Origin of the sequence: Streptomyces maremycinicus (genome assembly GCF_001184025.1) — a bacterium.
GTDB lineage: Bacteria > Actinomycetota > Actinomycetes > Streptomycetales > Streptomycetaceae > Streptomyces > Streptomyces maremycinicus.
The window spans coordinates 1-23,126 of sequence record NZ_BBYG01000013.1 but is presented as its reverse complement, the minus strand read 5'-3'; the positions used below and the strand labels follow the sequence as shown (position 1 = coordinate 23,126).

18 protein-coding genes are annotated in these 23,126 nt (G+C 72.8%); 13 read left to right on the top strand and 5 right to left on the bottom strand.

The window, feature by feature from the left end; all coding sequences use genetic code 11:
- Window positions 1-14 precede the first annotated feature (14 nt).
- From AOQ37_RS15845 to AOQ37_RS15835, 3 genes are all read right to left on the bottom strand, one after another.
- Window positions 15-1,406, bottom strand: coding sequence for a coenzyme F420-0:L-glutamate ligase (locus AOQ37_RS15845; protein ID WP_062645172.1), 1,392 nt, complete (start codon window positions 1,404-1,406; stop codon window positions 15-17).
- Complete coding sequence (cofD, locus tag AOQ37_RS15840; protein WP_062645171.1) at window positions 1,403-2,362, bottom strand: 2-phospho-L-lactate transferase; 960 nt, start codon at window positions 2,360-2,362, stop codon at window positions 1,403-1,405. Before cofD ends, AOQ37_RS15845 begins: the two co-directional genes overlap by 4 nt.
- Window positions 2,363-2,499: 137 nt before the next feature.
- Window positions 2,500-3,045 (bottom strand): cysteine dioxygenase, encoded by a 546-nt coding sequence (locus AOQ37_RS15835; protein ID WP_062645170.1) that lies wholly within the window; start codon window positions 3,043-3,045, stop codon window positions 2,500-2,502.
- A 733-nt stretch (window positions 3,046-3,778) separates the two neighbouring features.
- On the opposite strand from AOQ37_RS15835, the gene AOQ37_RS15830 reads away from it, so the two are divergent.
- From AOQ37_RS15830 to AOQ37_RS15820, 3 genes are all read left to right on the top strand, one after another.
- Window positions 3,779-4,048 (top strand): WhiB family transcriptional regulator, encoded by a 270-nt coding sequence (locus tag AOQ37_RS15830; protein ID WP_020128551.1) that lies wholly within the window; start codon window positions 3,779-3,781, stop codon window positions 4,046-4,048.
- A 207-nt stretch (window positions 4,049-4,255) separates the two neighbouring features.
- Window positions 4,256-7,984, top strand: a complete 3,729-nt coding sequence (locus AOQ37_RS15825) for a glycosyltransferase family 2 protein (RefSeq protein WP_078890203.1) — start codon at window positions 4,256-4,258, stop codon at window positions 7,982-7,984.
- Window positions 7,981-9,540, top strand: a complete 1,560-nt coding sequence (locus AOQ37_RS15820) for a DUF5719 family protein (protein ID WP_062645168.1) — start codon at window positions 7,981-7,983, stop codon at window positions 9,538-9,540. Before AOQ37_RS15825 ends, AOQ37_RS15820 begins: the two co-directional genes overlap by 4 nt.
- 16 nt (window positions 9,541-9,556) lie before the next feature.
- On the opposite strand, the gene AOQ37_RS15815 is transcribed toward AOQ37_RS15820, so the two are convergent.
- On the bottom strand, window positions 9,557-9,937 hold the full coding sequence (locus AOQ37_RS15815) for a metallopeptidase family protein (protein ID WP_062645167.1): 381 nt from the start codon (window positions 9,935-9,937) through the stop codon (window positions 9,557-9,559).
- 364 nt (window positions 9,938-10,301) lie between these two features.
- Here AOQ37_RS15815 and AOQ37_RS15810 point away from each other — a divergent pair, with 364 nt between their 5' ends.
- The 9 genes from AOQ37_RS15810 (at window position 10,302) to AOQ37_RS15775 (ending at window position 20,610) form a co-directional block, all read left to right on the top strand.
- Window positions 10,302-10,721, top strand: a complete 420-nt coding sequence (locus AOQ37_RS15810) for a DUF3499 domain-containing protein (protein ID WP_020128555.1) — start codon at window positions 10,302-10,304, stop codon at window positions 10,719-10,721.
- 156 nt (window positions 10,722-10,877) lie between these two features.
- Window positions 10,878-12,494: an L-lactate permease gene (locus tag AOQ37_RS15805; protein ID WP_062645166.1), complete on the top strand. Its 1,617-nt coding sequence runs from the start codon at window positions 10,878-10,880 to the stop codon at window positions 12,492-12,494.
- Window positions 12,495-12,641: 147 nt separating this feature from the next.
- The gene (locus tag AOQ37_RS15800) at window positions 12,642-14,006 is read left to right on the top strand and encodes a phosphomannomutase/phosphoglucomutase (protein ID WP_062645165.1); all 1,365 of its coding nucleotides are present in this window, start codon (window positions 12,642-12,644) and stop codon (window positions 14,004-14,006) included.
- Window positions 14,007-14,216: 210 nt separating this feature from the next.
- Window positions 14,217-14,387: a Trm112 family protein gene (locus tag AOQ37_RS38745; RefSeq protein WP_078890202.1), complete on the top strand. Its 171-nt coding sequence runs from the start codon at window positions 14,217-14,219 to the stop codon at window positions 14,385-14,387.
- Between the two features lie 201 nt (window positions 14,388-14,588).
- Window positions 14,589-15,722 carry an SIS domain-containing protein gene (locus AOQ37_RS15795; protein WP_062645164.1) on the top strand — a complete coding sequence of 378 codons (1,134 nt, stop codon included), beginning with the start codon at window positions 14,589-14,591 and terminating at the stop codon, window positions 15,720-15,722.
- Between the two features lie 9 nt (window positions 15,723-15,731).
- The gene (gene manA, locus AOQ37_RS15790; RefSeq protein WP_062645163.1) at window positions 15,732-16,895 is read left to right on the top strand and encodes a mannose-6-phosphate isomerase, class I; all 1,164 of its coding nucleotides are present in this window, start codon (window positions 15,732-15,734) and stop codon (window positions 16,893-16,895) included.
- Window positions 16,896-17,017: 122 nt separating this feature from the next.
- Window positions 17,018-17,998 (top strand): cation diffusion facilitator family transporter, encoded by a 981-nt coding sequence (locus AOQ37_RS15785; RefSeq protein ID WP_062645162.1) that lies wholly within the window; start codon window positions 17,018-17,020, stop codon window positions 17,996-17,998.
- 344 nt (window positions 17,999-18,342) lie between these two features.
- A complete protein-coding gene (gene ahcY / locus AOQ37_RS15780) occupies window positions 18,343-19,800 on the top strand; it encodes an adenosylhomocysteinase (protein ID WP_062645569.1) in 1,458 nt (485 codons plus the stop codon).
- A gap of 195 nt (window positions 19,801-19,995) precedes the next feature.
- Window positions 19,996-20,610, top strand: a complete 615-nt coding sequence (locus AOQ37_RS15775; RefSeq protein ID WP_062645161.1) for a hypothetical protein — start codon at window positions 19,996-19,998, stop codon at window positions 20,608-20,610.
- Window positions 20,611-20,655: 45 nt separating this feature from the next.
- Here AOQ37_RS15775 and AOQ37_RS15770 read toward each other — a convergent pair whose 3' ends face one another.
- Entirely contained in the window at window positions 20,656-21,693 is a 1,038-nt protein-coding gene (locus AOQ37_RS15770; protein WP_107085211.1) for an RDD family protein, read from the bottom strand.
- A gap of 130 nt (window positions 21,694-21,823) precedes the next feature.
- Between AOQ37_RS15770 and AOQ37_RS15765 the strand changes: the two genes are divergently transcribed.
- A complete protein-coding gene (locus tag AOQ37_RS15765; RefSeq protein ID WP_062645160.1) occupies window positions 21,824-22,831 on the top strand; it encodes a stage II sporulation protein M in 1,008 nt (335 codons plus the stop codon).
- The last annotated feature ends 295 nt before the right edge of the window (window positions 22,832-23,126 follow it).

Below are 23,126 nucleotides of genomic sequence, written 5' to 3'. Positions count from 1 at the left end.
CACCTCACTTCACGTCACCTCACCTCGACGAAGTCCTCGACCTCCCGCTCGCCGCGGGCCCGGGGCTCCTGCGCCGGGTGTCCGATCGCCACCGCTCCCATCGGGTCCCAGTCCTCGGGCAGCTCCAGCACCTCCCGCACCACGTCCCGGCAGAACATCGTCGACGACACCCACGCGGACCCCAGCCGCTCCCCGGCCAGCGCGACCAGGAAGTTCTGGACGCCGGCGCCGGTGGCGACCACGAACATCTCCCGCTCGGCCGCGTCCCGCCGGGCGTCGCCGTAGGTGTGCGACCCGTCCATCACCAGACAGGGCACCACCAGACAGGGCGCGTCGCGCAGGACGTCGCCCCGCCGCACCCGCTTGGCGATGGAATCCTCGGACTTCCCGTCCCGCCGCAGATCCGCGATCCACGCGTCCCGCATGGCGTCCAGCAGCCGGACCCTGGACCCGGCCGACTCCAGCAGCACGAACCGCCACGGTGTCGTGTGATGCGGGGCCGGTGCCGTGACGGCGGCCGCCACCGCCCGCCGTACCGCCCCGGGATCGACCGGTTCGTCGGTGAAGGACCGCACCGTCCGCCGCTGGGTGACCGCCAGCCGCACCGCCTCCGACGTCCCGAGCCGGAACATGTCGTCACGCGCACCGCGCACCAGGGCGCGCGCCCCGGCGAGCCCGTCCCCGCCGGCCCCGGCGCCCCCGCCCTCGGCGCCCGCGTCCAGGGGGCCCTCGCTCACGGGGCCGCCGCCCTCGGTGTCCGCGGGCACGACGACGTGCCGCAGCCCCCGCACCACCGCCACGGGCAGCCCGGCGGCCTTGCCCTTCACGAGGTCCCCGGCGCCGGCCAGCTCGTCCGCCGTGGCGACGACCGTCGCGCTCAGCGGATTGCCGTACGCGTCCGTGCCCCCGCGCAGGTCGTCCAGCACCCGCACCCCGGCGGCGCCGATCGCCACGTCGGTCAGCCCGGCGCGCCAGGGCCGTCCGAAGGTGTCGGTCACGAGGACCCCCACGTCCACACCGAGCGCGTCCCGCAGCCCGGCCCGGATCGCCCGCGCCGACGCGTCCGGGTCCTCGGGCAGCAGCAGCACGGTCCCCGCGGGGGTGTTGGAGGCGTCCACCCCGGCGGCGGCCATGATCAGCCCCTGCCGGTTCTCGACGATCCGCAGGGTCCCGCGCCGGGCCACGACCCGTACGGTCTCGGCGTCGATCGCGGCCTCCCGGTCGTCCGCCCGGACGACCCGCCCCTCCGCCTTGGACACGATCTTCGAGGTGACGAGCAGGACGTCACCGTCGGCCAGGCCGGGCTCGGCGGCCGCGACGAGTTTCGCGAGGTCGTCCCTGGGCCGCACCTCGGGCAGCCCGTTGACGGCCCACACCCGGTAACCGGGTTCGAAGGACCCGCTCATGCCCCGCGCACCTCCTCGGCCAGCGCCAGTGCCTCCTGGGCCATCCGCGTGGTCGCGTCGAGGTCGCTCATCATCAGCGGGACGGCCCGGCAGCGGATCCCCGCCGCCTCCACCCGCTCCACCGAGCCCGCGTCCACGGTGTCGACGAGCCAGCCGTCCAGGAGACCCGAGCCGTAGTGCTCGGCGACCGCCGCGGCCGTCGACTCCACGCCGACCGCCGCGAGCACCTTGTCGGCCATGCCGCGCACGGGCGCGTCCCCGACGATGGGGGACAGGCCCACCACCGGCACCCCGGCCTCGGCGATCGCCTCGCGGATGCCCGGCACGGCGAGGATCGTGCCCACCGAGACGACCGGGTTGGACGGCGGGAAGAGGATCACGTCCGCCGCCCCGACGGCCTCCAGCACCCCCGGCGCCGGCTTCGCCTGCTCGGCGCCGACCGGCACGACCGCCTCCGCCGGCACCGACGCCCGCAGCCGCACCCAGTACTCCTGGAAGTGCACGGCCTTGCGTTCGCCGTCCACCTCGACCGCGACATGCGTCTCCACCCGGTCGTCGGTCATCGGGATGAGCCGCACGCCCGGCTGCCACCGGTCGCACAGCGCCTCGGTCACCGCGCTGAGCGGGTACCCGGCGCTGATCATCTGCGTCCGCACGATGTGGGTGGCGAAGTCCCGGTCGCCCAGCCCGAACCACCCGGGCCCGGCGCCGTACGCGGCGAGCTCCTCCTTCAGATGGAAGGTCTCGTCGGCCCGCCCCCAGCCCTGCTCCTCGTTGATGCCGCCGCCGAGCGTGTACATCACCGTGTCGAGGTCGGGGCAGACCTTCAGCCCGAAGAGGTGGATGTCGTCGCCGGTGTTGCCGATGACCGTGATGTCCGCGTCCGGCACGGCCTGCTTCAGACCGCGCAGGAACCGGGCACCGCCGATGCCGCCTGCCAGAACCACAATGCGCATGAGGGCAAGTCTCGCAGGCGGTCACACCGGTCCGTCGGCCGGTTGTGGACAACCGCCCGCCCGTGGATATCCGGTCCACCCGTACGAGCCGACGTATCCGGTCCACCCGTACGGGCCCGACGGCGACCGGCGTGCGCTCACGCGCCGACGGTGTCCGCCGGTCCGTACGGGGCGGGCGCCGCGCAGGCGACGAGGCTGCCGCCGGCCGGGCGGAGCCGGGAGGCGGGGTGCATGGGCATGTCCGTCAGTCCCGGGAAGTACACGTGCAGGCTCACCGCGGGCTCCAGCGCGTCGTTGACGACCTCGTGCGCGTACCCCTGCGCGAACACCCGCTGGACCCCCGCCCCGAGCACCCGCTCGCCGCGCTCCGTGCGCTCGGTCAGCTCGCCGTCCAGGACGGTGAGCACACCCGAGGAGCGGCCGTGGTCGTGCGGTCCACTGCCCTGGCCGGGCACCCAGGACAGCAGCCACACCTCGTAGCCGGGACCGGTGCGCAGCCGGTGGTACCAGCGGGTCGTCGCGTCGTACCGGACCAGGTGCTCCCACTGGGCGCGGTCGGCGGCGATCGAACGGGCCAGGCCGACGAACTCGGCGACGGTGGCCGGGTGCTCGCGCGGTGCCTGGAGGAGGTGCGGGACTTCGAGGATGTCGCCCGCGATCTGGAGGTCGCTGTCGCTGTTCATGGGGTGCGGTGTTCCTCGGCGGAAGAGGCGGAAGAGTGGGGGGCCTGCTGGGTGTCACATGCCGTCCGCCCGGATCACGGGTGGAGCAGGAGCGCCCTGGTGTGGGCCGGTGGGGAACAGCAGCCGAGTCGCGGTGGACTCAGGAGGAGCAGCCGGAGCGCGTTGGGCTCAACAGCTGGAACGACGACAACAGCTACAGCGAGCGCGGGCAGCACCGTGGGACCCGGCGGAGCCGGTCGAGGTGAGTGCCAAGTTCGCGAGCATGCCCACAAGGACAGCGGTTCACACCTTCACTGTCAACTCGACGCCCGATATGTGGGACCGGGTTCACCTCATCCGGTCCATCTCGGAGGTGAAAGGTTTGTGCACACGTTCTTCGGGACACATGGCGCACATGCCGGGCGCGCAAGCCTCGGGGCGGTCTCGTGATCCGACTGTGATCATGTTCGCTTCCGCGTGCGTGCCGCAACGGGATCGTGCCTTTGGGCGTCCTCCTCCGTGGAAGCACCGAGCGGGGCCGGTGGCCCTCCGGGGCTCCATCTGCTTGTCAAGGTTTATGGCGATTTGAACACTTACCGCATGGCCTTGGTTCCGCAGAGTGAATAAGGGGCCCAATAGCAGATCTCGGCTTGACTCGCCCGGAGCAGCACACTTGTAATTTCACTCGTGTCGTTCAGCCGAAATCGGTAACGGCCAGGTCACGGGGACGCGAAAGACAGAGCGAGGGGCGCACATGACCGAGCTGGTGCAGCAACTGCTGGTCGACGTCGACGACGCGGACGAGGAACTCGGCTGGCAGGAGCGCGCGCTGTGCGCCCAGACCGATCCCGAGTCCTTCTTCCCCGAGAAGGGCGGCTCCACCCGCGAGGCGAAGAAGGTCTGCCTCGCCTGTGAGGTCCGCTCCGAATGCCTCGAGTACGCCCTTGCCAATGACGAGAGATTCGGCATCTGGGGCGGACTGTCCGAGCGGGAGCGCCGCCGGCTGAAGAAGGCGGCGGTCTGAGAACCGTCGGGTTCGCCGGCACAAGGGCGTCGCGGCATCGCGGTACGCGCAGACAGGGGTCCGAACGGCCCGTCGCATGTGGGTTGTCCACAGGCGGCGGGCCGTTGTCCTGCCCAGCCGATAGTGTGGGCGCTCGTCCGAGACACCCCGCCGCCCCACACGGCGCAGGCGTCCACCGCAGTCCACCGAACCGGGGCCCGTACCTCGATGTCCGTGCACAGCCACACGGCAGCCCATCAAGACCGCGCTGCCACTCCTGAGTTCCCGCGTCATGTAGTGACCGCGGTGATCGTCGCCCACGACGGCGCCCGCTGGCTGCCCGACGCGCTCGCCGGGCTGCTCGGCCAGGAGCGCCCCGTCCAGTCCGTCATGGCCGCCGACACCGGCAGCTCGGACGACTCGGCGCGCCTGGTCACCGAGGCCCTCGGCGACGACCGCGTGCTGCACCTGGCCCGGCGCACCGGGTTCGGCCAGGCCGTGGAGGAGGCCAACCGGACGGCCCCGGTCCTCACCCCCGAGGAACTGCCGTACCTGAAGCGCCCCAGCGGCTGGGACCCCGTCACGCGCACCTGGCGCGACGACACCTACGACCTGCCGGAGCTCCCGCACGGAGAGCCCGTCCAGTGGCTGTGGCTGCTGCACGACGACTGCGCCCCGGAACCGGACGCACTGGCCGAACTGCTCCGCGTCGTCGACAACGAACTCGAACTGGGCCGGGACGACGTGGCCGTCGTCGGCCCCAAGCTCCGCGGCTGGTACGACCGCCGCCAGCTCCTCGAGGTCGGCGTCACCATCGCCCACTCCGGCCGCCGCTGGACGGGCCTGGACCGCCGCGAACAGGACCAGGGCCAGCACGACCACGTGCGGTCCGTCCTGTCGGTGTCCACCGCCGGCATGCTGATCCGCCGCGACGTCTTCGAACAGCTCGGCGGCTTCGACCGCCGCCTGCCCCTCATGCGCGACGACGTCGACCTGTGCTGGCGTGCGCAGGCCGCCGGCCACCGCGTCCTCATCGCCCCCGAGGCCGTCGTCCGGCACGCCGAGGCCGCCTCCCGCGAGCGCCGCACCGTCGACTGCGCGGGCCGCACCAGCGCCTCCCCGCACAAGGTCGACAAGGCCGGCGCGGTCTACACCCTCCTCGTCAACAGCCGCACCGCCCTGCTGCCCTGGATCCTGGTGCGCCTGGTCCTCGGCACCCTGCTGCGGACCGTCGCCTACCTCGTCGGCAAGGTCCCCGGACAGGCCCTCGACGAGATCCGCGGTCTGCTGGGCACCCTGCTGCGACCCGAGCGGATCATCGCCGGACGGCGCAGGCGCGGGAAGCCGGCGGTCGACAAGGACGAACTGCGCCCCCTGTTCCCGCCCCCCGGCGCGACCGTCCGGGCCACCGTCGAACAGGTCGCCGGCGACTTCTTCGGCTCCTCCGACCCCGAGGCCACCTCCGGCGCGGGCCGGCACGGCGGCGCCGTCGAGTCCGGACCGGGCGGCGACGACGCCGACTTCCTGGAGATCGAGCAGTTCGCCCGCCTCAAGCGCATCGCGCGCAAGCCCGGCCCGGTGCTCTTCCTGGTCCTGCTGCTCGTCTCCCTGGTCGCCTGCCGCAACCTCCTCGGCGGCGGCGCGCTCGCGGGCGGCGCCCTGCTGCCCGCCCCGGCCGACGCCTCCGAGCTGTGGTCGCGCTATCTCGACGCCTGGCATCCGATCGGCGCGGGCGGCACCCCGTCCGCCCCGCCCTACCTCGCGATCATCGCGGCGCTGGCCACCCTGCTCCTCGGCTCGACCGGGGTCGCCCTCACCGTGCTGCTCGTCTGCTCGGTGCCGCTGGCCGGCCTCACCGCCTACTTCGCCTCCCGCCCGCTCGTCGAGTCACGCCTCCTGCGCGCGTGGGCGGCCGTCGTCTACGCCTTCCTGCCCGCCGCCACCGGCGCCCTCGCCGGCGGCCGGGTCGGCACCGCCGTCCTGGCCGTGCTGCTGCCGCTCATCGCCCGCGCGGGCGTCGCCGCGAGCGGCCTGACCCACGCGTCGGGCGCCCGCGGCAGCTGGCGCGCCACCTGGGCGTACGCCCTGCTGCTGACGATCGCCACCGCGTTCACGCCGATCGTCTGGCCCCTCGCGCTCGTCCTCGGCGTCGCCGTGCTGGCCGTGCGCCGCCGCGAGCTCACCGCCTACGGCCCGCGCTTCCTGGCCCAGCTGGGCACGCCCCTGCTGATCCTCGCGCCCTGGTCGCTGTCCCTGCTGCCGTTCGGCTTCTTCACCGAGGCCGGCCTCGACTACGGCCCGTCCACCGCGAGCGCGCTCGACCTGCTCGGCGCCAGCCCCGGCGGCCCCGGCACGGTCGACGGCCTGATGCTCATCGGCATCGTGCTCGCCGCGCTGGCCGCGCTGCTGCGTTCCGAACGCCACTTCGGCGTCCGGGCGGCCTGGGCGGTCGCCCTCGTGGGCCTCGTCTTCGCGGTCCTGTCCAACGCCTCCACCTGGGCCGGTCCCGCCACCCTCGTCTACGGCATCGCCCTCCTCGCCGCCGCCGTCATCGGCGCCGACGGGGCACGCACGCGTGTCGCCGAGCAGAGCTTCGGCTGGCGCCAGCCGGTCGCCGCCCTCATCGCCTTCGCGTCGGCCGCCGGACCGCTGCTCGTCGCCGCCGGCTGGATGATCGGCGGCGCCGACGGCCCCCTGGAGCGCCGCGACCCGGTACAGGTGCCCGCGTTCGTCGCCGAGGAGGCCGGCAACCGCGACCAGGCCCGCACCCTCGTCCTCGACAGCGACTCCGCCGCCCACGTCGCCTACATGCTGGTCCGCGGCTCCGGCGCCCGCCTCGGCGACGCCGAACTCACCGCGGCCGACGGCGAGAACAAGCAGCTCGACAAGGTCGTCGCCAACCTCGTCGCCGGCTCCGGCGCCGACCAGGCCGACCAGCTCGGCAAGTTCGCCGTGGGCTACGTCCTCGTCCACAAGGGCGCCCCCCGCGAGGTCACCCGCGTCCTGGACGCCACCCCCGGCCTGAAGCGGCTCAGCCAGCAGGACGGCAGCGCCCTGTGGCGGGTCGACCAGGAGGTCTCCCGCGCGGCCGTCGTCACCGACGCAGGCAAGGGCACGGCGACTCCGGTCGCCGCGGGCCCCGTCGACATCCACACCACCCTCCCCGACGGCTCCGACAGCCGCGTCCTGCGCCTGGCCGACACCGCCGCCGAGGGCTGGACCGCCACCCTCGACGGCAGGCCCCTCACCGCCACCACCGTCGACGGCTGGGCCCAGGGCTTCGAACTCCCCGCCTCCGGCGGAAAGCTGGACGTCACCTACGACGACCCGTTCACGCACACCGTCTGGCTGTGGGCGCAGGGCTTCCTCGCCCTCGTCCTCGTCGTCCTGGCCCTCCCGGGCCGCCGTCGCGACATCGACGACGACCTCCCGGAGGAGGAGCCGATCCCGGCCCAGGCCGCCGACGGCGAGGGCCGCCGCGCCCGTCGGCTGCGCGCCCAGGCCGAGGCCGAGGAGGCCGGCCGGGACGAGGAGTTCCCGTCCGTGCCGCAGGAGGGGGCCCCGGTCGCGGTCCCCCAGCAGCAGTCGTACGACAGCGCGGTCCCGGACGGCCAGGGCGGCGACTGGGGCGGGGACCAGGTGAACTACGCGGGCGCCGAGTACGGCGGTTACGCGGGCGAGCTGTACCAGGGCGCCCCGCAGTACCCGCAGGGCGGCTACGGCCAGCAGGCCTACGACCCCTACCAGGCCGGCCAGTACGACCCGTACGCCTACGACGGCCAGGCCCAGCAGACGCCGTACGACCCGAACCACCAGCAGCAGGGCTACGACCCGTCGGCCTACGGCCAGGGCGGCTACGACCCCGCCTACGACCCGGACGCCCACGACCCGGCCTACGACCCGGACCGGCACCCCCACGGCACCGGCAACGAGCGCCCCGACGGGAGCCAGCAGTGAACCGCACCACCCTGTCCCTGATCGCCGGCACGGCCGCGCTCGCCGCGGTCACCGGTTTCGCCACGCTGAACCAGCCGGACGCGGCCGGTCCGGGGACCGCCGAGGCGGCCGCCGAACTGCCCGTGGAGCGCACGAGCCTGCTCTGCCCGTCGCCCAGCACCTCCGACCTCGCCGACACCTCGTACACGTCGTTCACGCCCGTCACCAAGGGCACGGACGGCGAGGGCACGGCCGAACTCACGGCGGCCACCGAGGAGTCGGCGGACGCGACGGGCGACCAGCCCACGGACAAGGCGACCGACGAGTCGAGCGACGAGGCGTCCGACAAGGCATCCGACAAGGCGAGCGACAAGAAGAAGGCGGCGAAGCCCGTCGTCACGCCCAAGGCGCCCGGCACCCCGGCCGTCGGCGACACCTCCGGCGGCGAGGCACCCGCGCTGCTGGGCACCGCCGAGGGGAAGTTCGCGCCCGGCTGGACCGTCCAGGAGACCACCGAGGTCGCCGCCGGCAGCGGCCGCGGCCTCCAGGGCGTCACCTGCACCGCCCCGGACACCGAGTTCTGGTTCCCGGGCGTCAGCACCGTCGCCGACCGCACGGACTACGTCCACCTCACCAACCCGGACGACTCCGCCGCCGTCGCCGACATCGAGCTGTACGGCAAGGACGGCGCCCTGACGACCACGGTGGGGGAGGGCATCACGATCCCGGGCCACTCCAGCGAGCCGATCCTGCTGTCCACGCTCACCGGCGAGAAGCAGGAGGACCTCACCGTCCACGTCAACGTCCGCAGCGGGCGCGTGGGCGCCGCCGTACAGGCCCTGGACGAGAAGCTCGGCGGGGACTGGCTCGCCGCCTCCACCGATCCGGCGGGCACCCAGGTCGTCCCGGGCATCCCCAAGGACGCCACGGCCGTCCGCCTCATCGCCTACGCGCCGGGTGACGCGGACGCGGACCTGAAGGTCCAACTCGCCTCCCCCTCGGGCCTGATCACCCCGGCCGGGCACGAGACGCTGCACGTCAAGGCGGGCATGTCGGCCTCGGTCGACCTGGGGGACGTCACGCGCGGGGAGGCCGGCTCGCTGGTCCTGACCCCGACCGGTCGGTCGGCGCCCGTCGTCGCGGCCGTACGGGTCCTGCGCGGCAAGGGCGACCGGCAGGAGTCGGCGTTCATCACCGCGACCGCCCCGGTCGGCACGCGCGCGTCCGCCGCCGACAACAGCGCCAAGGGCTCCACCCTCGCCCTGACCGCCCCCAAGGGCACCGCCAAGGTCAAGGTCACCGCGTCGGCCGGCAGCGGCGGCGGCACGGCCGTGTCCAAGACGTACACGGTCAAGGGCGGCACCACCCAGGAGGTCGAACTCCCGGTCCCCACCGGCCTGAAGGGCACCTACGCGCTGACCGTGGAACCCCTCACGGACACCCCGGTCTACGCCTCGCGCACCCTGACGGCCACCCAGGACGGCGTCCCGGGGTTCACCGTCCAGACCCTGCCCGACGACCGCGGCACGGTGGCCGTGCCGGAGGCCGACGAGGACGTCGCGGTGTTGCAGAGGTGACCCGGAGGGCGGGGGCTCAGTCCTCGCCGTAGCGCGGATCCACCGTCTCCGGGGTCAGCCCCAGCAGCTCCGCGACCTGCTCCACGACCACCTCGTGCACCAACGCGGCCCGCTCGTCGCGTCCCTTGGTGCGGATCTCGACCGGCCGCCGGTACACGACGACCCGCGCCCGCCGTCCCTCGTGCGCGGGAATCGTCCCGCCCAGCGGGACCGCCTCGTCGTTCCACGGCTCCGGGGCCGTGTCCAGCCGCGGCACCTCCAGCACCAGGAAGTCGAAGTCGGCGAGCTGCGGCCACCGCCGCTCCAGCCGCTCCACGGAGTCCTGCACGAGGTCCGCGAACACGTCGGAGCGGCTGGCGGCCAACGGGACCTGGGGCGGCGCGATCGGTCCCCGCATGCCCCGGCCGTGGCGGTCGCGACGACGGGGTCCGGGGCCTGCGGCGGGGGGCGGTACGGGGCTGTCCATCACTACTGAAGCGTAGTCCCCGCCGTGATCCGGCGCCCGGCCCCACACGGCGGCGCCGGCCACCCCCGGCCACCGCGCCCCGCATGTCGCGGGATGACCATTCCAGCCAACGTTGGGCTCGATTCCGTATCTCTCCGAGACCGGCGAAGTCATCGCAATTGATGCCGTTTGTGTCGAGTGGCGACCACGAGTCGATGCCTTCCTGCGTTTAAGGACTGGTGTCCGCGCAGGTCAGCGGGGTATGACTGGAGAGGCGCGTGGGGCGTTTCACAACACGACACGGTGGAGTGACCTGGTGGAGAGTCGTCGCGGCCCGCTCAAGAGTGCGGTACCGTCCAACGTCGTGAGCCCTGTACGTCGCTGTTCGCGCACTGCCTGCGGCCGACCCGCCGTCGCGACGCTGACGTACGTCTACGCCGACTCGACCGCGGTCCTCGGCCCGCTCGCGACCTACGCCGAACCCCACTGCTACGACCTGTGCGCCGAGCACTCCGAGCGCCTCACCGCCCCGCGCGGCTGGGAGGTCGTCCGGCTCCTCGACGGTTCGGCTCCCGCCCGCCCCAGTGGTGACGACCTGGAAGCGCTGGCCAACGCCGTCCGCGAGGCGGCCCGCCCGCAGGGTCGCGCGGCCGGGGCCGGCGGCGGACGGGCGATCGACCCGATGGAGGTCGCGCGCCGCGGCCATCTGCGGGTGCTGCGCTCGCCGGACAACTGAGCCGGTCTCTCCTTCCCCTCACCCGCACGGACCGACGCACGCCCATTGACGGGTGGTTGTCGCGGACACGACGATTCCGTTCAGTCAGAGAACGAGAAATCGCTTTCCGTATGACGGAAGTCCGCTCGGAAGCGTGATCGGGATCGAGGGACGACCATGTACGTCCAGGAACTCCAGCCCGTCGCCGGCTCGCTCGGCCTGTCCGCCCTCGTCGCGGCCCTTCCCCTGGTGATCGTGCTCGTCCTGCTCGGCGGTGTCCGCCTCAAAGCCCACCTGGCGGGCCTCACGGGCCTGCTGGCCGCCGCCCTCGTCGCCCGCCTCGCCTACGGCATGCCCGTGGGACAGACCCTCTCCGGCGCCGCCCAGGGAGCCGCCTTCGGCCTCTTCCCCATCCTGTGGATCGTCGTCAACGCCCTGTGGGTGTACCGGATGACCGTCCGCACCCGGCACTTCGACGTCCTGCGCCGCTCCTTCGGGCGGCTCTCCGACGATCCGCGCATCCAGGCCCTCGTCGTCGCCTTCTGCTTCGGCGCCCTCCTGGAGGCCCTCGCCGGCTTCGGCGCCCCGGTGGCGATCTGCTCCGTCATGCTCGTCGCCCTGGGCTTCGACCCCGTCCGCGCGGCGGTGGTCGCCCTCGTCGCCAACACCGCGCCCGTCGCCTTCGGCGCCATGGGCACCCCCGTCGTCACCCTGGCCCAGGTCACCGGCCTGCCCCTGGACACCGTCGCCTCGGTGGTGGGCCGTCAGACCCCGCTGCTCGCCCTCGTCGTACCGCTCGTCCTGGTCGGCCTGGTGGACGGCCGACGAGGCCTGCGCGAGACCTGGGTCCCCGCCCTGGCCTGCGGAACCGCCTTCGCCGTCGCCCAGTTCGCCGCCGCCAACTACGCCTCCGCGCAACTCGCCGACATCGGCGCCGCCCTGGCGGGCGCCGCCGCCCTGGCCGCCGTACCGCACACGCGCGTGCCCGCCCCCGAGGCCGTGCGCGCCTCGGTCCTGACGGGCGCCCGCAGCGAGGAGCTGGACGAACCCGACCCGCGCGCCGAGACCGTGCGCGCCTACGCCCCCTACGCGCTGATCGTCGTGATCTTCTCCATGGCCCAGATCCCCCCGGTCAAGGACCGGCTCGCGCAGACCACCCGCGTCTACGACTGGCCCTTCCTGAACGTCGCCGACCCGGGAGGGAATCCGGTCGGCGGCAACCACTTCACCTGGCCGGTCCTCGCGACCGGCGGCACCCTCGTCCTGCTGGCCGGGATCGCCACCGCCGCCGTACTCGGCGTCCACGCGGGCGTGGCGCTCGCCGAATGGATCGCGACCGTACGCGAGTTGAGGTACGCGATCCTCACCGTGACCTCCGTCCTGGCCCTCGCCTACGTCATGAATTTCTCCGGACAGGCCGCCACCATCGGCCACTTCGTCGCCGCGGCCGGCGCCGGCCTCGCCTTCCTCTCCCCGGTCCTGGGCTGGTTCGGCGTCGCCGTCTCCGGCTCGGACACCTCCGCCAACGCGCTCTTCGGGGCCCTCCAGGTCACCGCCGCCCGCGAGTCGGGTCTGTCCCCGGAACTGCTCGCCGCCGCCAACAGCTCCGGCGGCGTCCTCGGCAAGATGATCTCGCCACAGAACCTCACCATCGCCTGCGCCGCCGTCGGCCTCGCCGGCCGGGAGGGCGACCTGCTGCGCAAGGTCCTCCCCTGGAGCCTCGGCCTGCTCCTCGTGATGTGCCTCATCGTGGTCGGCCAGAGCACACCCGTGCTGGACTGGATGCTGCCCTGACATACCGCCCCGGACGCTGCCCCACCTCGGACGACGCGCAGAATGGCGGCACGGTTACGTCTGTGGGTCCACTCGGCGGCCCCACCGCGGACGCGGAACCGGCCCGGGTAGTTTGGGGCGACCTAGAGACTTCAGGAAGGCTGGGCCGTGACTGCTGATCTGTCACAGATCGTGAAGGCGTACGACGTACGCGGGGTGGTCCCGGACCAGTGGGACGAGTCGCTCGCCGAACTGTTCGGGGCGGCCTTCGCCCGGGTGACCGGCGCCGCCGCGATCGTCGTCGGCCACGACATGCGCCCCTCCTCGCCCGCCATGGCCGGCGCCTTCGCCCGCGGGGCGGCGGCCCTCGGCGTGCACGTCACCGAGATCGGCCTCTGCTCGACGGACCAGCTCTACTACGCCTCGGGCGCACTCGACCTGCCCGGCGCCATGTTCACCGCCTCGCACAACCCGGCCCGCTACAACGGCATCAAGCTGTGCCGCGCGGGCGCCGCCCCGGTCGGCCAGGACACCGGCCTGACCGAGATCCGCGAACTGGTGGAGCACTGGATCGACTCGGGCGCCCCCGCGCCCGCCCCGACCCGGGGAACCATCACCACGGCCGACACGTTGAAGGACTACGCGGCGCACCTGCGCGCCCTGGTCGACCTCACCTCCGTCCGCCCCCTGAAGGTCGTGGTCGACGCGGGCAACGGCATGGGCGGCCACACCGTCCCCACCGTCTTCGACGGCCTGCCCCTGACGCTCGTCCCGCTGTACTTCGAGCTGGACGGCACCTTCCCCAACCACGAGGCCAACCCGCTCGACCCGGCGAACCTCGTGGACCTGCAGAAGCGCGTCCGCGAGGAGTCCGCCGACCTCGGCCTCGCCTTCGACGGCGACGCCGACCGCTGCTTCGTCGTCGACGAGCGGGGCGAACCCGTCCCCCCGTCCGCGATCACCGCCCTGGTGGCCGCCCGCGAACTGGCGCGCAACGGCGGCAAGGGCACGATCATCCACAACCTGATCACCTCCTGGAGCGTCCCCGAGGTGGTCGCGGAGAACGGCGGCACCCCCGTCCGCACCCGCGTCGGCCACTCTTTCATCAAGGCGGAGATGGCACGCTCCGGCGCGATCTTCGGCGGCGAGCACTCCGCGCACTACTACTTCAAGGACTTCTGGAACGCCGACACGGGCATGCTGGCCGCCCTCCACGTCCTCGCGGCCCTCGGCGGCCAGGACGGCCCGCTCTCCGCCCTGGTCGCCGAGTACGACCGCTACACCGGCTCCGGCGAGATCAACTCCACCGTCGCCGACCAGGCCGCCCGCATCGCCGCGATCAAGGCGGCCTACGGCGACCGCGAGGACATCACCCTGGACGAACTCGACGGCCTGACCGTCACGTCCACCGACTGGTGGTTCAACGTCCGCCCGTCCAACACGGAACCCCTCCTGCGCCTCAACGCGGAAGCCCGCGACGAACCGACCATGGCCAAGATCCGTGACGAGGTACTGACCATCATCCGAGGCTGACGGCCTCCCGGCGGTCCGGGGAAGCGGCCCACGACAGGGGAAGGCACGAGGCCGGCGGCCGCCGACCCGTCACCGACCGTGCGCCGCACGCCGGCCGGCCCCGTCAGCGCGCCCCCGCCCCGCCCCGCCCCGTCCCGGCCGACCCCCACGCCCCGACCCCACCAGCGGTACCCTGACCAGGCACATCCGCACACCCCGAAGGGACACCCCATGCCGCTCGAAGCCGGCCTCCTGGAGATCCTCGCCTGCCCCGCCTGCCACTCCCCCCTGGAGGAGCAGGACACGGAGCTGATCTGCACGGGCCAGGACTGCGGCCTCGCCTACCCCGTCCGCGACGGCATCCCCGTCCTCCTCGTCGACGAGGCCCGCCACCCCGCGTAACAGCAGCCCGCCCACCGGCACGCCGCGCGACCGCGCCCCGCGCGTCCGCACACCGCGCCGCACCGGCCCGCCGCCGTCCCCGACCAAGGCACCCCCACGCCCGGGCGCGTACGGCGCCAGGCACCGCGCCACCCGGGCGACGCCCCGCCCCACCCCGGCCCCGCACACCGACGACGCCCCAGGCGATCGGAGACTGCCGACATGCTCGACGACTCGTTGCTCGACACGCCGGAGGCCCTGGCCGCGGCCGATCACCGGGCCCTCCTGCGCGGCGCCGCCGAAGCCGGCGCCCGCGTCCGCACCGCCGCCCGGTACGCGGCCGAGGCCGGCGTCCACGACCTCCAGCCGGACGGCCGCCCCCGCGCCATCCTCATCGCGGGCCCCGGCGCCGCCGCCACCTGCGTCGCCGACCTCCTCGGCACACTCGCCGGCGCCGCCTGCCCCGTCATCCGCCTCGCGCCCACCGGCGTGGCCCCCGCCGCAGGCGCCCTGCGCTGGGAACTCCCCGGCTGGGCGGGCTCCGTGGACCTCCTCCTCATCGCCACCCCCGACGGCAGCGAGCCCGGCCTCTCCCTCCTCGCCGAACAGGCCTACCGCCGCGGCTGCACCGTCGCCGCCGTGGCCCCCGCCGCCTCCCCGCTCACCGAAGCGACCGGCGCCGCCCACGGACTCTTCGTACCGCTCGCGACCGCCCCGTACGAACAGGACGAACAACCCCCCGTAGCGGCCTCCGCCCCCGGCGTCCTGTGGGCCCTCCTCACCCCCCTCCTCGCCCTCCTCGACCGCATCGCCCTGCTCTCCGCCCCGCCCGAGGAACTCGAACGCGTCGCCGACCGCCTCGACCAGGTCGCCGAACGCTGCGGCCCCGCCGTCGCGACCTACAGCAACCCGGCGAAGACCCTGGCCGCCGAACTCGCCGACTCCCTCCCGGTGGTCTGGACCGAGGGAACCTCCGCCGGCCCCGCGGGCCGCCGCTTCGCCGCCGCCCTCGCCGAACTCGCCGGCCGCCCCGCCCTGGTCGCCGAACTCCCCGAGGCCCTCGCCGAACACAACGCGCTCCTCGCCGGCCCCCTCGCCGCCAGCGCCGACCCGGACGACTTCTTCCGCGACCGCGTCGAGGAGGCACCCGCCCTGCACGCGCGCGTGGTGCTGCTGCGCGACCGCCCCCTCGGCGGCCTCACCGCCGCCCCGGCCGCCCGCGAACTGGCCCTCAGCCACGACACGCCGATCAGCGAACTCGAGCCCGAAGAGGGCGACGAACTCGTCACCCTCGCCGAACTGATCGCCACCACGGATTTCGCCGCCGTCTACCTGGCACTCGCTTCAGGAGCCTGAGAGAACCGCATGGACCGCCTCGACAACACCGTCCGCCCCTACGCCTGGGGTTCTCCCACCGCGATCCCCCGGCTGCTCGGCACCGAACCGACCGGCGAACCGCAGGCCGAGATGTGGATGGGCGCCCACCCGGGCGCACCCTCACGCACCGACCGAGGCACCCTCGTCGAGATCATCCAGGCCGACCCGCTACAGGAACTCGGCGAGGCGACGGTCAGCAGGTTCGGCCCCCGCCTCCCCTTCCTCCTCAAGATCCTCGCCGCCGGCGCCCCCCTCTCCCTCCAGGTCCACCCCGACCTGGAACAGGCCAAAGAGGGCTACGAGGACGAGGAGCGCCGCGGCATCCCCGTCGACGCACCGCACCGCAACTACAAGGACGCCAACCACAAGCCCGAACTCATCTGCGCCCTCACCGAGTTCGACGGCCTGTGCGGCTTCCGCGCCCCCGCCCACGCCGCCGACCTCCTGGACGGCCTCGGCATCGACTCCCTCAAGCCGTACGTCGACCTCCTGCACGCCCAGCCCGAGGAAGCCGCCCTGCGCGAGGTCCTCACCGCGATCCTCACCGCCGACCGCGAGGAAATGGCCCACACCGTCGCCGAGGCGGCCGCCGCCTGCGACCGCCTCGGCGGCGACTACACCCCCTACGCCGGCATCGCCCACCACTACCCCGGCGACCCCGGCGTCATCGCCGCGATGCTGCTGAACCACGTCAGACTCCAGCCCGGCGAGGCACTCTTCCTCGGCGCCGGCATCCCGCACGCCTACCTCGACGGCCTCGGCGTCGAGATCATGGCCAACTCCGACAACGTCCTGCGCTGCGGCCTCACCCCCAAGCACGTCGACGTCCCCGAACTCCTGCGCGTCGTCCGCTTCGAGTCCGCCGACCCCGGAGTCCTGCGCCCCGAGGCCGCCCCCGACGGCGAAGAGGTCTACGACACCCCCATCGACGAGTTCCGCCTCTCGCGCTACGTCCTCCCGCCGGGCGCCCCCGCCCACGACCTCACCCTCCCCACCCCCCAGATCCTCCTCTGCACCGCCGGCACCGTCCGGGCGGGCGAGCACGCGCTGACACCCGGCACGTCTGTCTTCGTCCCCGCGGGGCACAAGGCCGAAGTGACCGGTACCGGTACGGTCTTCCGGGCCACGGTCGTCGTCCGACCCCTGTCGTGACGACCTGACGCACCGCTGCCGGACAGGGCTGCAAGAATGACCCCCCGGCAAAAGACGGGTAAAGCCGATCAGGCCCCGCCCTGCACGGCGTACGCACGTAGGCGAAGGGACAACGCGAAAACATGAGCGCGTCAGGCGGCACCAAGGCGATCGTGGCGGCACTCGGGGCCAACCTCGCGATCGCGGCATCGAAGTTCGTGGCGTTCGCGTTCAGCGGCTCGTCGTCGATGCTCGCCGAAGGCGTGCACTCGCTCGCCGACTCCGGCAACCAGGCCCTGCTCCTCGTCGGCGGCAAGAAGGCCCAGCGCGAGGCCACCCCGCAACACCCCTTCGGCTACGGCCGCGAGCGCTACATCTACGCCTTCCTCGTCTCCATCGTCCTCTTCTCGGTCGGCGGCATGTTCGCCATCTACGAGGGCTACGAGAAGATCAAGCACCCGCACGAGATCGAGCACTGGTACTGGCCCGTCGGCGTCCTCGTCTTCGCGATCGTCGCCGAGGGCTTCTCCTTCCGCACCGCCATCAAGGAGTCCAACCCCCTGCGGGGCGAACACTCCTGGACCGAGTTCGTCCGCCGCGCCAAGGCCCCCGAACTCCCCGTCGTCCTCCTGGAGGACCTCGGCGCCCTCGTCGGCCTGATCCTCGCGCTCGGCGGCGTCGGCCTGGCACTGCTCACCGGCGACGGCGTCTGGGACGGCATCGGCACCCTCTGCATCGGTGTCCTGCTCATCCTGATCGCGCTCGTCCTGGCCGCCGAGACCAAGTCCCTCCTGCTCGGCGAGGCCGCCACCGGCGAGGACATCCGCAAGATCGAGGCGGCGGTCCTCGACGGCCACGACGTCACCCGCGTCATCCACATGCGCACCCTCCACCTCGGCCCCGAGGAGCTCCTGGTCGCCGCCAAGATCGCCGTCCAGCACGACGACACGGCCGGCCAGGTCGCCACCGCCATCAACGCCGCCGAGGCCCGCATCCGCGCCGCGGTCCCCATCGCCCGCGTCATCTACCTCGAGCCCGACATCTTCAGCGAGGCCGAGGCCGCCAAGGGCTCCGACCCCGAGGCCACCCCGGGCGGCCCCACCCAGCACCCGGCCGAACACTGACACCGACCCGCACCACCCCGACAGGGCCCGCCCACACCACGGCGGGCCCTGTCCCCGTTCCCCGCCCCCTCGCCTCTCCCGCACCGCTCGTGATCGGCTCGATCCGATCGGAGGTGGACTGGGGCCGCCCGGCCACTCCGGTGTAGCTTGGAACGGAGCCAGACGTCGCTGCTGATGGCGGTCGGGCGGTCCCGGTGCGGACCGTCCGAGGGAGAGAGGGCCTCCGACGGATGCGCTGCGCGTACGCGGGCATGCCCGTGCCCTGGTCGGGCACCCCTGTGTCCGCCGCCGCGCAGACCACCCGTACCCACTCTCTCGACCCACACCCCGAGGAGCAGCTCACCATGACGACTGTCGACAACCGACAGGACTTCAAGGTCGCCGATCTCTCCCTGGCCGCCTTCGGCCGCAAGGAGATCACCCTGGCCGAGCACGAGATGCCCGGCCTGATGTCGATCCGCAAGGAATTCGCCGCCTCCCAGCCGCTCGCCGGCGCCCGGATCATGGGCTCGCTGCACATGACCGTCCAGACGGCCGTGCTCATCGAGACCCTGGTCGCCCTCGGCGCCGAGGTCCGCTGGGTGTCCTGCAACATCTTCTCCACCCAGGACCACGCGGCCGCCGCCATCGCCGTCGGCCCGAACGGCACCCCCGAGAACCCGCAGGGCGTCCCGGTCTTCGCCTGGAAGGGCGAGACCCTGGAGGAGTACTGGTGGTGCACGGAGCAGGCGCTGACCTGGCCGAACAGCCCCACCGGCGGCCCGAACATGATCCTCGACGACGGCGGTGACGCCACCCTCCTCGTCCACAAGGGCGTCGAGTACGAGAAGGCCGGCAAGGTCCCCTCGGTCGACACCGCCGAGAACGACGAACACCGCGTCATCCTCGAACTCCTCAACCGCACCATCACCGAGGGTTCGCAGAAGTGGACCCAGCTCGCGTCGGAGATCCGCGGCGTGACCGAGGAGACCACGACCGGTGTCCACCGCCTCTACGAGATGCACCGGGACGGCACCCTGCTGTTCCCGGCGATCAACGTCAACGACGCCGTCACCAAGTCGAAGTTCGACAACAAGTACGGCTGCCGCCACTCCCTGATCGACGGCATCAACCGCGCCACCGACGTCCTCATCGGCGGCAAGACGGCCGTCGTGTGCGGATACGGCGACGTCGGCAAGGGCTGCGCCGAGTCGCTCCGCGGCCAGGGCGCCCGGGTGATCATCACGGAGATCGACCCGATCTGCGCGCTCCAGGCCGCCATGGACGGCTACCAGGTCACCACCCTCGACGAGGTCGTCGAGACGGCCGACATCTTCATCACCACGACCGGCAACAAGGACATCATCATGGCCGCCGACATGGCCAAGATGAAGCACCAGGCCATCGTGGGCAACATCGGCCACTTCGACAACGAGATCGACATGGCCGGCCTGGCGCAGATCCCGGGCATCGTCAAGGACGAGGTCAAGCCGCAGGTCCACACCTGGACGTTCGAGGACGGCAAGGTCCTCATCGTGCTGTCCGAGGGCCGCCTGCTGAACCTGGGCAACGCCACCGGCCACCCCTCGTTCGTGATGTCCAACTCCTTCGCGGACCAGACGCTGGCCCAGATCGAGCTGTTCACCAAGCCCGAGGAGTACCCGACCGACGTCTACGTGCTGCCCAAGCACCTCGACGAGAAGGTCGCCCGCCTCCACCTGGCCGCACTCGGCGTCAAGCTGACCACGCTGCGCCCCGAGCAGGCCGCGTACATCGGCGTCGAGGTCGAAGGCCCCTACAAGTCGGACCACTACCGCTACTGAGTCCGCGGCTCCACCGCTGAGCGGCGCGTCCGTACACCGACGCGCTGCTCAGCACCAGGCAGACCCTCCGAGGCAGGCCCCCCGCACCCCCGTGCCGGGGGCCTGCCCCTTCGGCCCACGGCCGGACCGGCCGTCCGCCCGCCTGGCCGACCCGTCGAGACGGCCCCGACCAGCCCGTCACCCCCCAGGACCCCCATGCCCCGCGGCCGATATTCGCTCCACGATCCGCACGATCACACCCCCCTCGCCCACGAGCACTTCCACTGCGCACCCGGCCCCTCCGGCTGGCGCTACGTCTCCCAGCTGACCACCCCCACCGGCGAACACACCGGCTCCGTCGACCTCACCCTCGACGACCTCGGACGCCCCCTCCGCCTGGAACTCCACGCGAGCAGCTGGCAGGTACGCGGCGCGGCCCTCGACGGCGTCACCTGGGTCCGCACCGACCCCACCGGCACCGAGGCCACCGAAGGCAATGTCCCCGCCCACGCCTTCACGGGCACGTCCCCCGCCTTCCTCGTCGCCACCAGCCGGCTCCTCCGCCTCACCCCCTCCTCCTCGGCGACCCGAGTACGCCTCGTGGCCTTCACCGACCCGGTCCTCGCCCCGCGCACCGTGGACCAGTCCTGGGCCCTGCTGGGAAGAGAAACACACGCCACTGACAACGGCCCCCTGACCGTGGACGAATACCAGGTCACAGCCCTGGACACGGGGGAGCAGCACGCCGTGCACCTCGCCGGGGACGTCGTCCTCGCAGCCCCCGGCATCGAGCTGGAAGACCTGGAGACACCCCCGTCGACCTTCGACTGAAGCCCCTGACACGGGGCCGCCAGGACGGCGCCACCCCTGACGGCACTACCCCGGCGGCGCGAACCCGGTGGCAGGCCCCTGCGACGGATCGGCGGGCGGCTCCTCCACCGGCACCGCGGGCCGCCCCCCGCCCTCCGACGGCCCCCCGGCAGACCCGTACCCCACCGGCGCCCCGTACGGCGGCGCGTACACCCCGTACGGCACCGGCGCCCCGCACGGCACCTGCGCCCCGTACGGCATCGCCGGACCGTAGGGAGCCGGCGGCGCGTACGGCATCTGCGGACCGAAGGCTCCGGGCGCACCACCCCCAACCCCGGGCCGGCCCGCCACCGGACCGTTCCCGAACGCCCGCCGAGCCTCCCGGACCTGCCGCTCCTGCACCACCGCCGCCAGATACGCGGCCGCCGGAACCCCGTGCGGAACCGCCGTCCCCGTACGCGCCGCGAGATCCGACGCCAGCCGCTCCGCCATCGACCGGCCGACCTCCGGATCCAGCTGGGTCATCCGCCCCAGGTACTGCCGGACCGCCAGCCACAGCCCGTCCGGCACGGACGACAGATCGAGCGACTGGAACCGGCCCGCCAGCCACGGAGGAGGAGGCGGCAGGAAACCCGACCGCGCCACGGGCACCCGCTCCCGCACCACCAGCGTCCCGGCGAACACATCCCCCAGCCGTCGCCCCCGCGCCGACACGAGCGAGGCGATACAGGCCACCACCCCGATCGTCAGCAGGATCTCCACCACACCGAGCGCACCCCGCACCAGCGCGTGCCGGAACCGGATCGGCCCCCCGTCGTCCCGCACCACCCGCAGCCCGCACGCCGCCTTCCCGAGCGACCGCCCATGGCTGAGCGTCTCCACCGCGATCGGCCCGCCCACCAGCACCAGCAGAAACATCGCGATCGACAACGCGATCTGCGCCGCCTCGTCCAGGGAGGACGTCGCCACCACCACGACGATGCTCACGACGAGGTAGACCACGAAGGCCACCGTCAGGTCCAGCAGCACGGCCAACGCACGGCTGGGCAGCCTGGCAGGCCGCAGCTCCAACGCCACGGCCTCACCCGTCACCAGCTCACTCACGCCCGTCGTCCCTTCCCTGGCCCGCCCCGAGAACGGCCAGTCTGCCAAGCTGAGGGCACATCGCGCCGCAGTACGACAAGCTGACATCCATCACCGGCCGCCGACGAACAGCCGAGGAGCAGGCACACCGATGGACCTCGACGTCTTCGTCTCCGCCCACCGAGCCGAATGGGACCGTCTCGACGCCCTCCTGCGCCGCCGACGCAGCCTCACCGGCGCCGAGACCGACGAACTCGTCACGCTCTACCAGCGCACCGCCACCCACCTGTCCCTGATCCGATCCAGCGCCCCGGACCCGCAGCTCACCGGCCGGCTCACCCAACTCGTGGCACGCGCGCGCAGCGCGGTGACAGGAACCCGTCGCGCCTCATGGCGCGACGTGACCCGCTTCCTCACCCAGAGCTTTCCCGCGGCGGTCTACAGATCGCGCCACTGGTGGGTACCCACGGCGCTCCTGTCCACCGTCGTCGCCGTTCTCCTGGGCTGGTGGATCGGCACCCACCCGGAAGTCCAGTCCTCCATAGCGGCCCCCGACGAACTCCGGGAGCTCACCCGGCCCGGCGGCCTGTACGAGACGTACTACTCGAGCCACCAGGCCGCGGCGTTCGCCGCCCAGGTCTGGACGAACAACGCCCAGGCCGCCGCCATGTGCCTGGTCCTGGGCGTCTTCCTGGGCCTGCCGGTCCTCTGGATCCTCTTCCAGAACATGCTCAACCTCGGCATCGGAGCCGGCCTCATGTCCTCGGCGGGCCGCCTGGACACTTTTCTCGGCCTGGTCCTCCCGCACGGCCTGCTCGAGCTGACCGCCGTCTTCGTCGCGGCCGGCACCGGCCTCCGCCTGGGCTGGACGGTCATCGACCCGGGCCCGCGCACCCGGCGCACCGCCCTCGCCGAAGAGGGCCGAGCCGCGGTGGGCATGGCGATCGGCCTCGCCCTGGTCCTCTTCGTCTCCGGCGCCATCGAAGGCTTCGTCACCCCTTCGGGCCTGCCGACCTGGGCCCGCATCACCATCGGCATCACAGCCGAGCTGGCCTTCCTCGCGTACGTCTACGTCGTCGGCGGCAGAGCCGCGCGCGCCGGTGAGACGGGTGACGTCGAGGCCGCCGAGCGCAGCGCCGGGGTGCCGACGGCCGCCTGATGTGCGGACGGCCCCGCCGGGCTGCTAGTCTCCTCTTCGCCCCACAAAAGCCGTTGACACGGAGCGCGTGGGGAGGTAGATTCGAACAGTTGCCTGGAACTGGACAGCGTCCGGTCGGCAGAGGTTAGTATCTATGAGTCTCCTGAATCCAAGATTCATCGGAGACACCCCCGATAAGTCGGAAAATGAATGGCCGGTCAGACCGGCCCGGAACTTCTGATAAAGTCGGAACCGCCGGAAAGGAAACCGCGAAACAAAAGCGGGAACCTGGAAAGCGCCGAGGAAATCGGGTCGA

Coding starts and splice junctions, on each gene's coding strand:
- AOQ37_RS15805 (WP_062645166.1), top strand. CDS start 10,878: ATGTACGTCCAGGAACTCCAGCCCGTCGCCGGCTCGCTCGGCCTGTCC.
- AOQ37_RS15845 (WP_062645172.1), bottom strand. CDS start 1,406: ATGAGCGGGTCCTTCGAACCCGGTTACCGGGTGTGGGCCGTCAACGGG.
- AOQ37_RS15795 (WP_062645164.1), top strand. CDS start 14,589: ATGCTCGACGACTCGTTGCTCGACACGCCGGAGGCCCTGGCCGCGGCC.
- AOQ37_RS15825 (WP_078890203.1), top strand. CDS start 4,256: ATGTCCGTGCACAGCCACACGGCAGCCCATCAAGACCGCGCTGCCACT.
- AOQ37_RS15775 (WP_062645161.1), top strand. CDS start 19,996: ATGCCCCGCGGCCGATATTCGCTCCACGATCCGCACGATCACACCCCC.
- AOQ37_RS15835 (WP_062645170.1), bottom strand. CDS start 3,045: ATGAACAGCGACAGCGACCTCCAGATCGCGGGCGACATCCTCGAAGTC.
- ahcY (WP_062645569.1), top strand. CDS start 18,343: ATGACGACTGTCGACAACCGACAGGACTTCAAGGTCGCCGATCTCTCC.
- manA (WP_062645163.1), top strand. CDS start 15,732: ATGGACCGCCTCGACAACACCGTCCGCCCCTACGCCTGGGGTTCTCCC.
- AOQ37_RS15765 (WP_062645160.1), top strand. CDS start 21,824: ATGGACCTCGACGTCTTCGTCTCCGCCCACCGAGCCGAATGGGACCGT.
- cofD (WP_062645171.1), bottom strand. CDS start 2,362: ATGCGCATTGTGGTTCTGGCAGGCGGCATCGGCGGTGCCCGGTTCCTG.
- AOQ37_RS15785 (WP_062645162.1), top strand. CDS start 17,018: ATGAGCGCGTCAGGCGGCACCAAGGCGATCGTGGCGGCACTCGGGGCC.
- AOQ37_RS15815 (WP_062645167.1), bottom strand. CDS start 9,937: ATGCGGGGACCGATCGCGCCGCCCCAGGTCCCGTTGGCCGCCAGCCGC.
- AOQ37_RS38745 (WP_078890202.1), top strand. CDS start 14,217: ATGCCGCTCGAAGCCGGCCTCCTGGAGATCCTCGCCTGCCCCGCCTGC.
- AOQ37_RS15830 (WP_020128551.1), top strand. CDS start 3,779: ATGACCGAGCTGGTGCAGCAACTGCTGGTCGACGTCGACGACGCGGAC.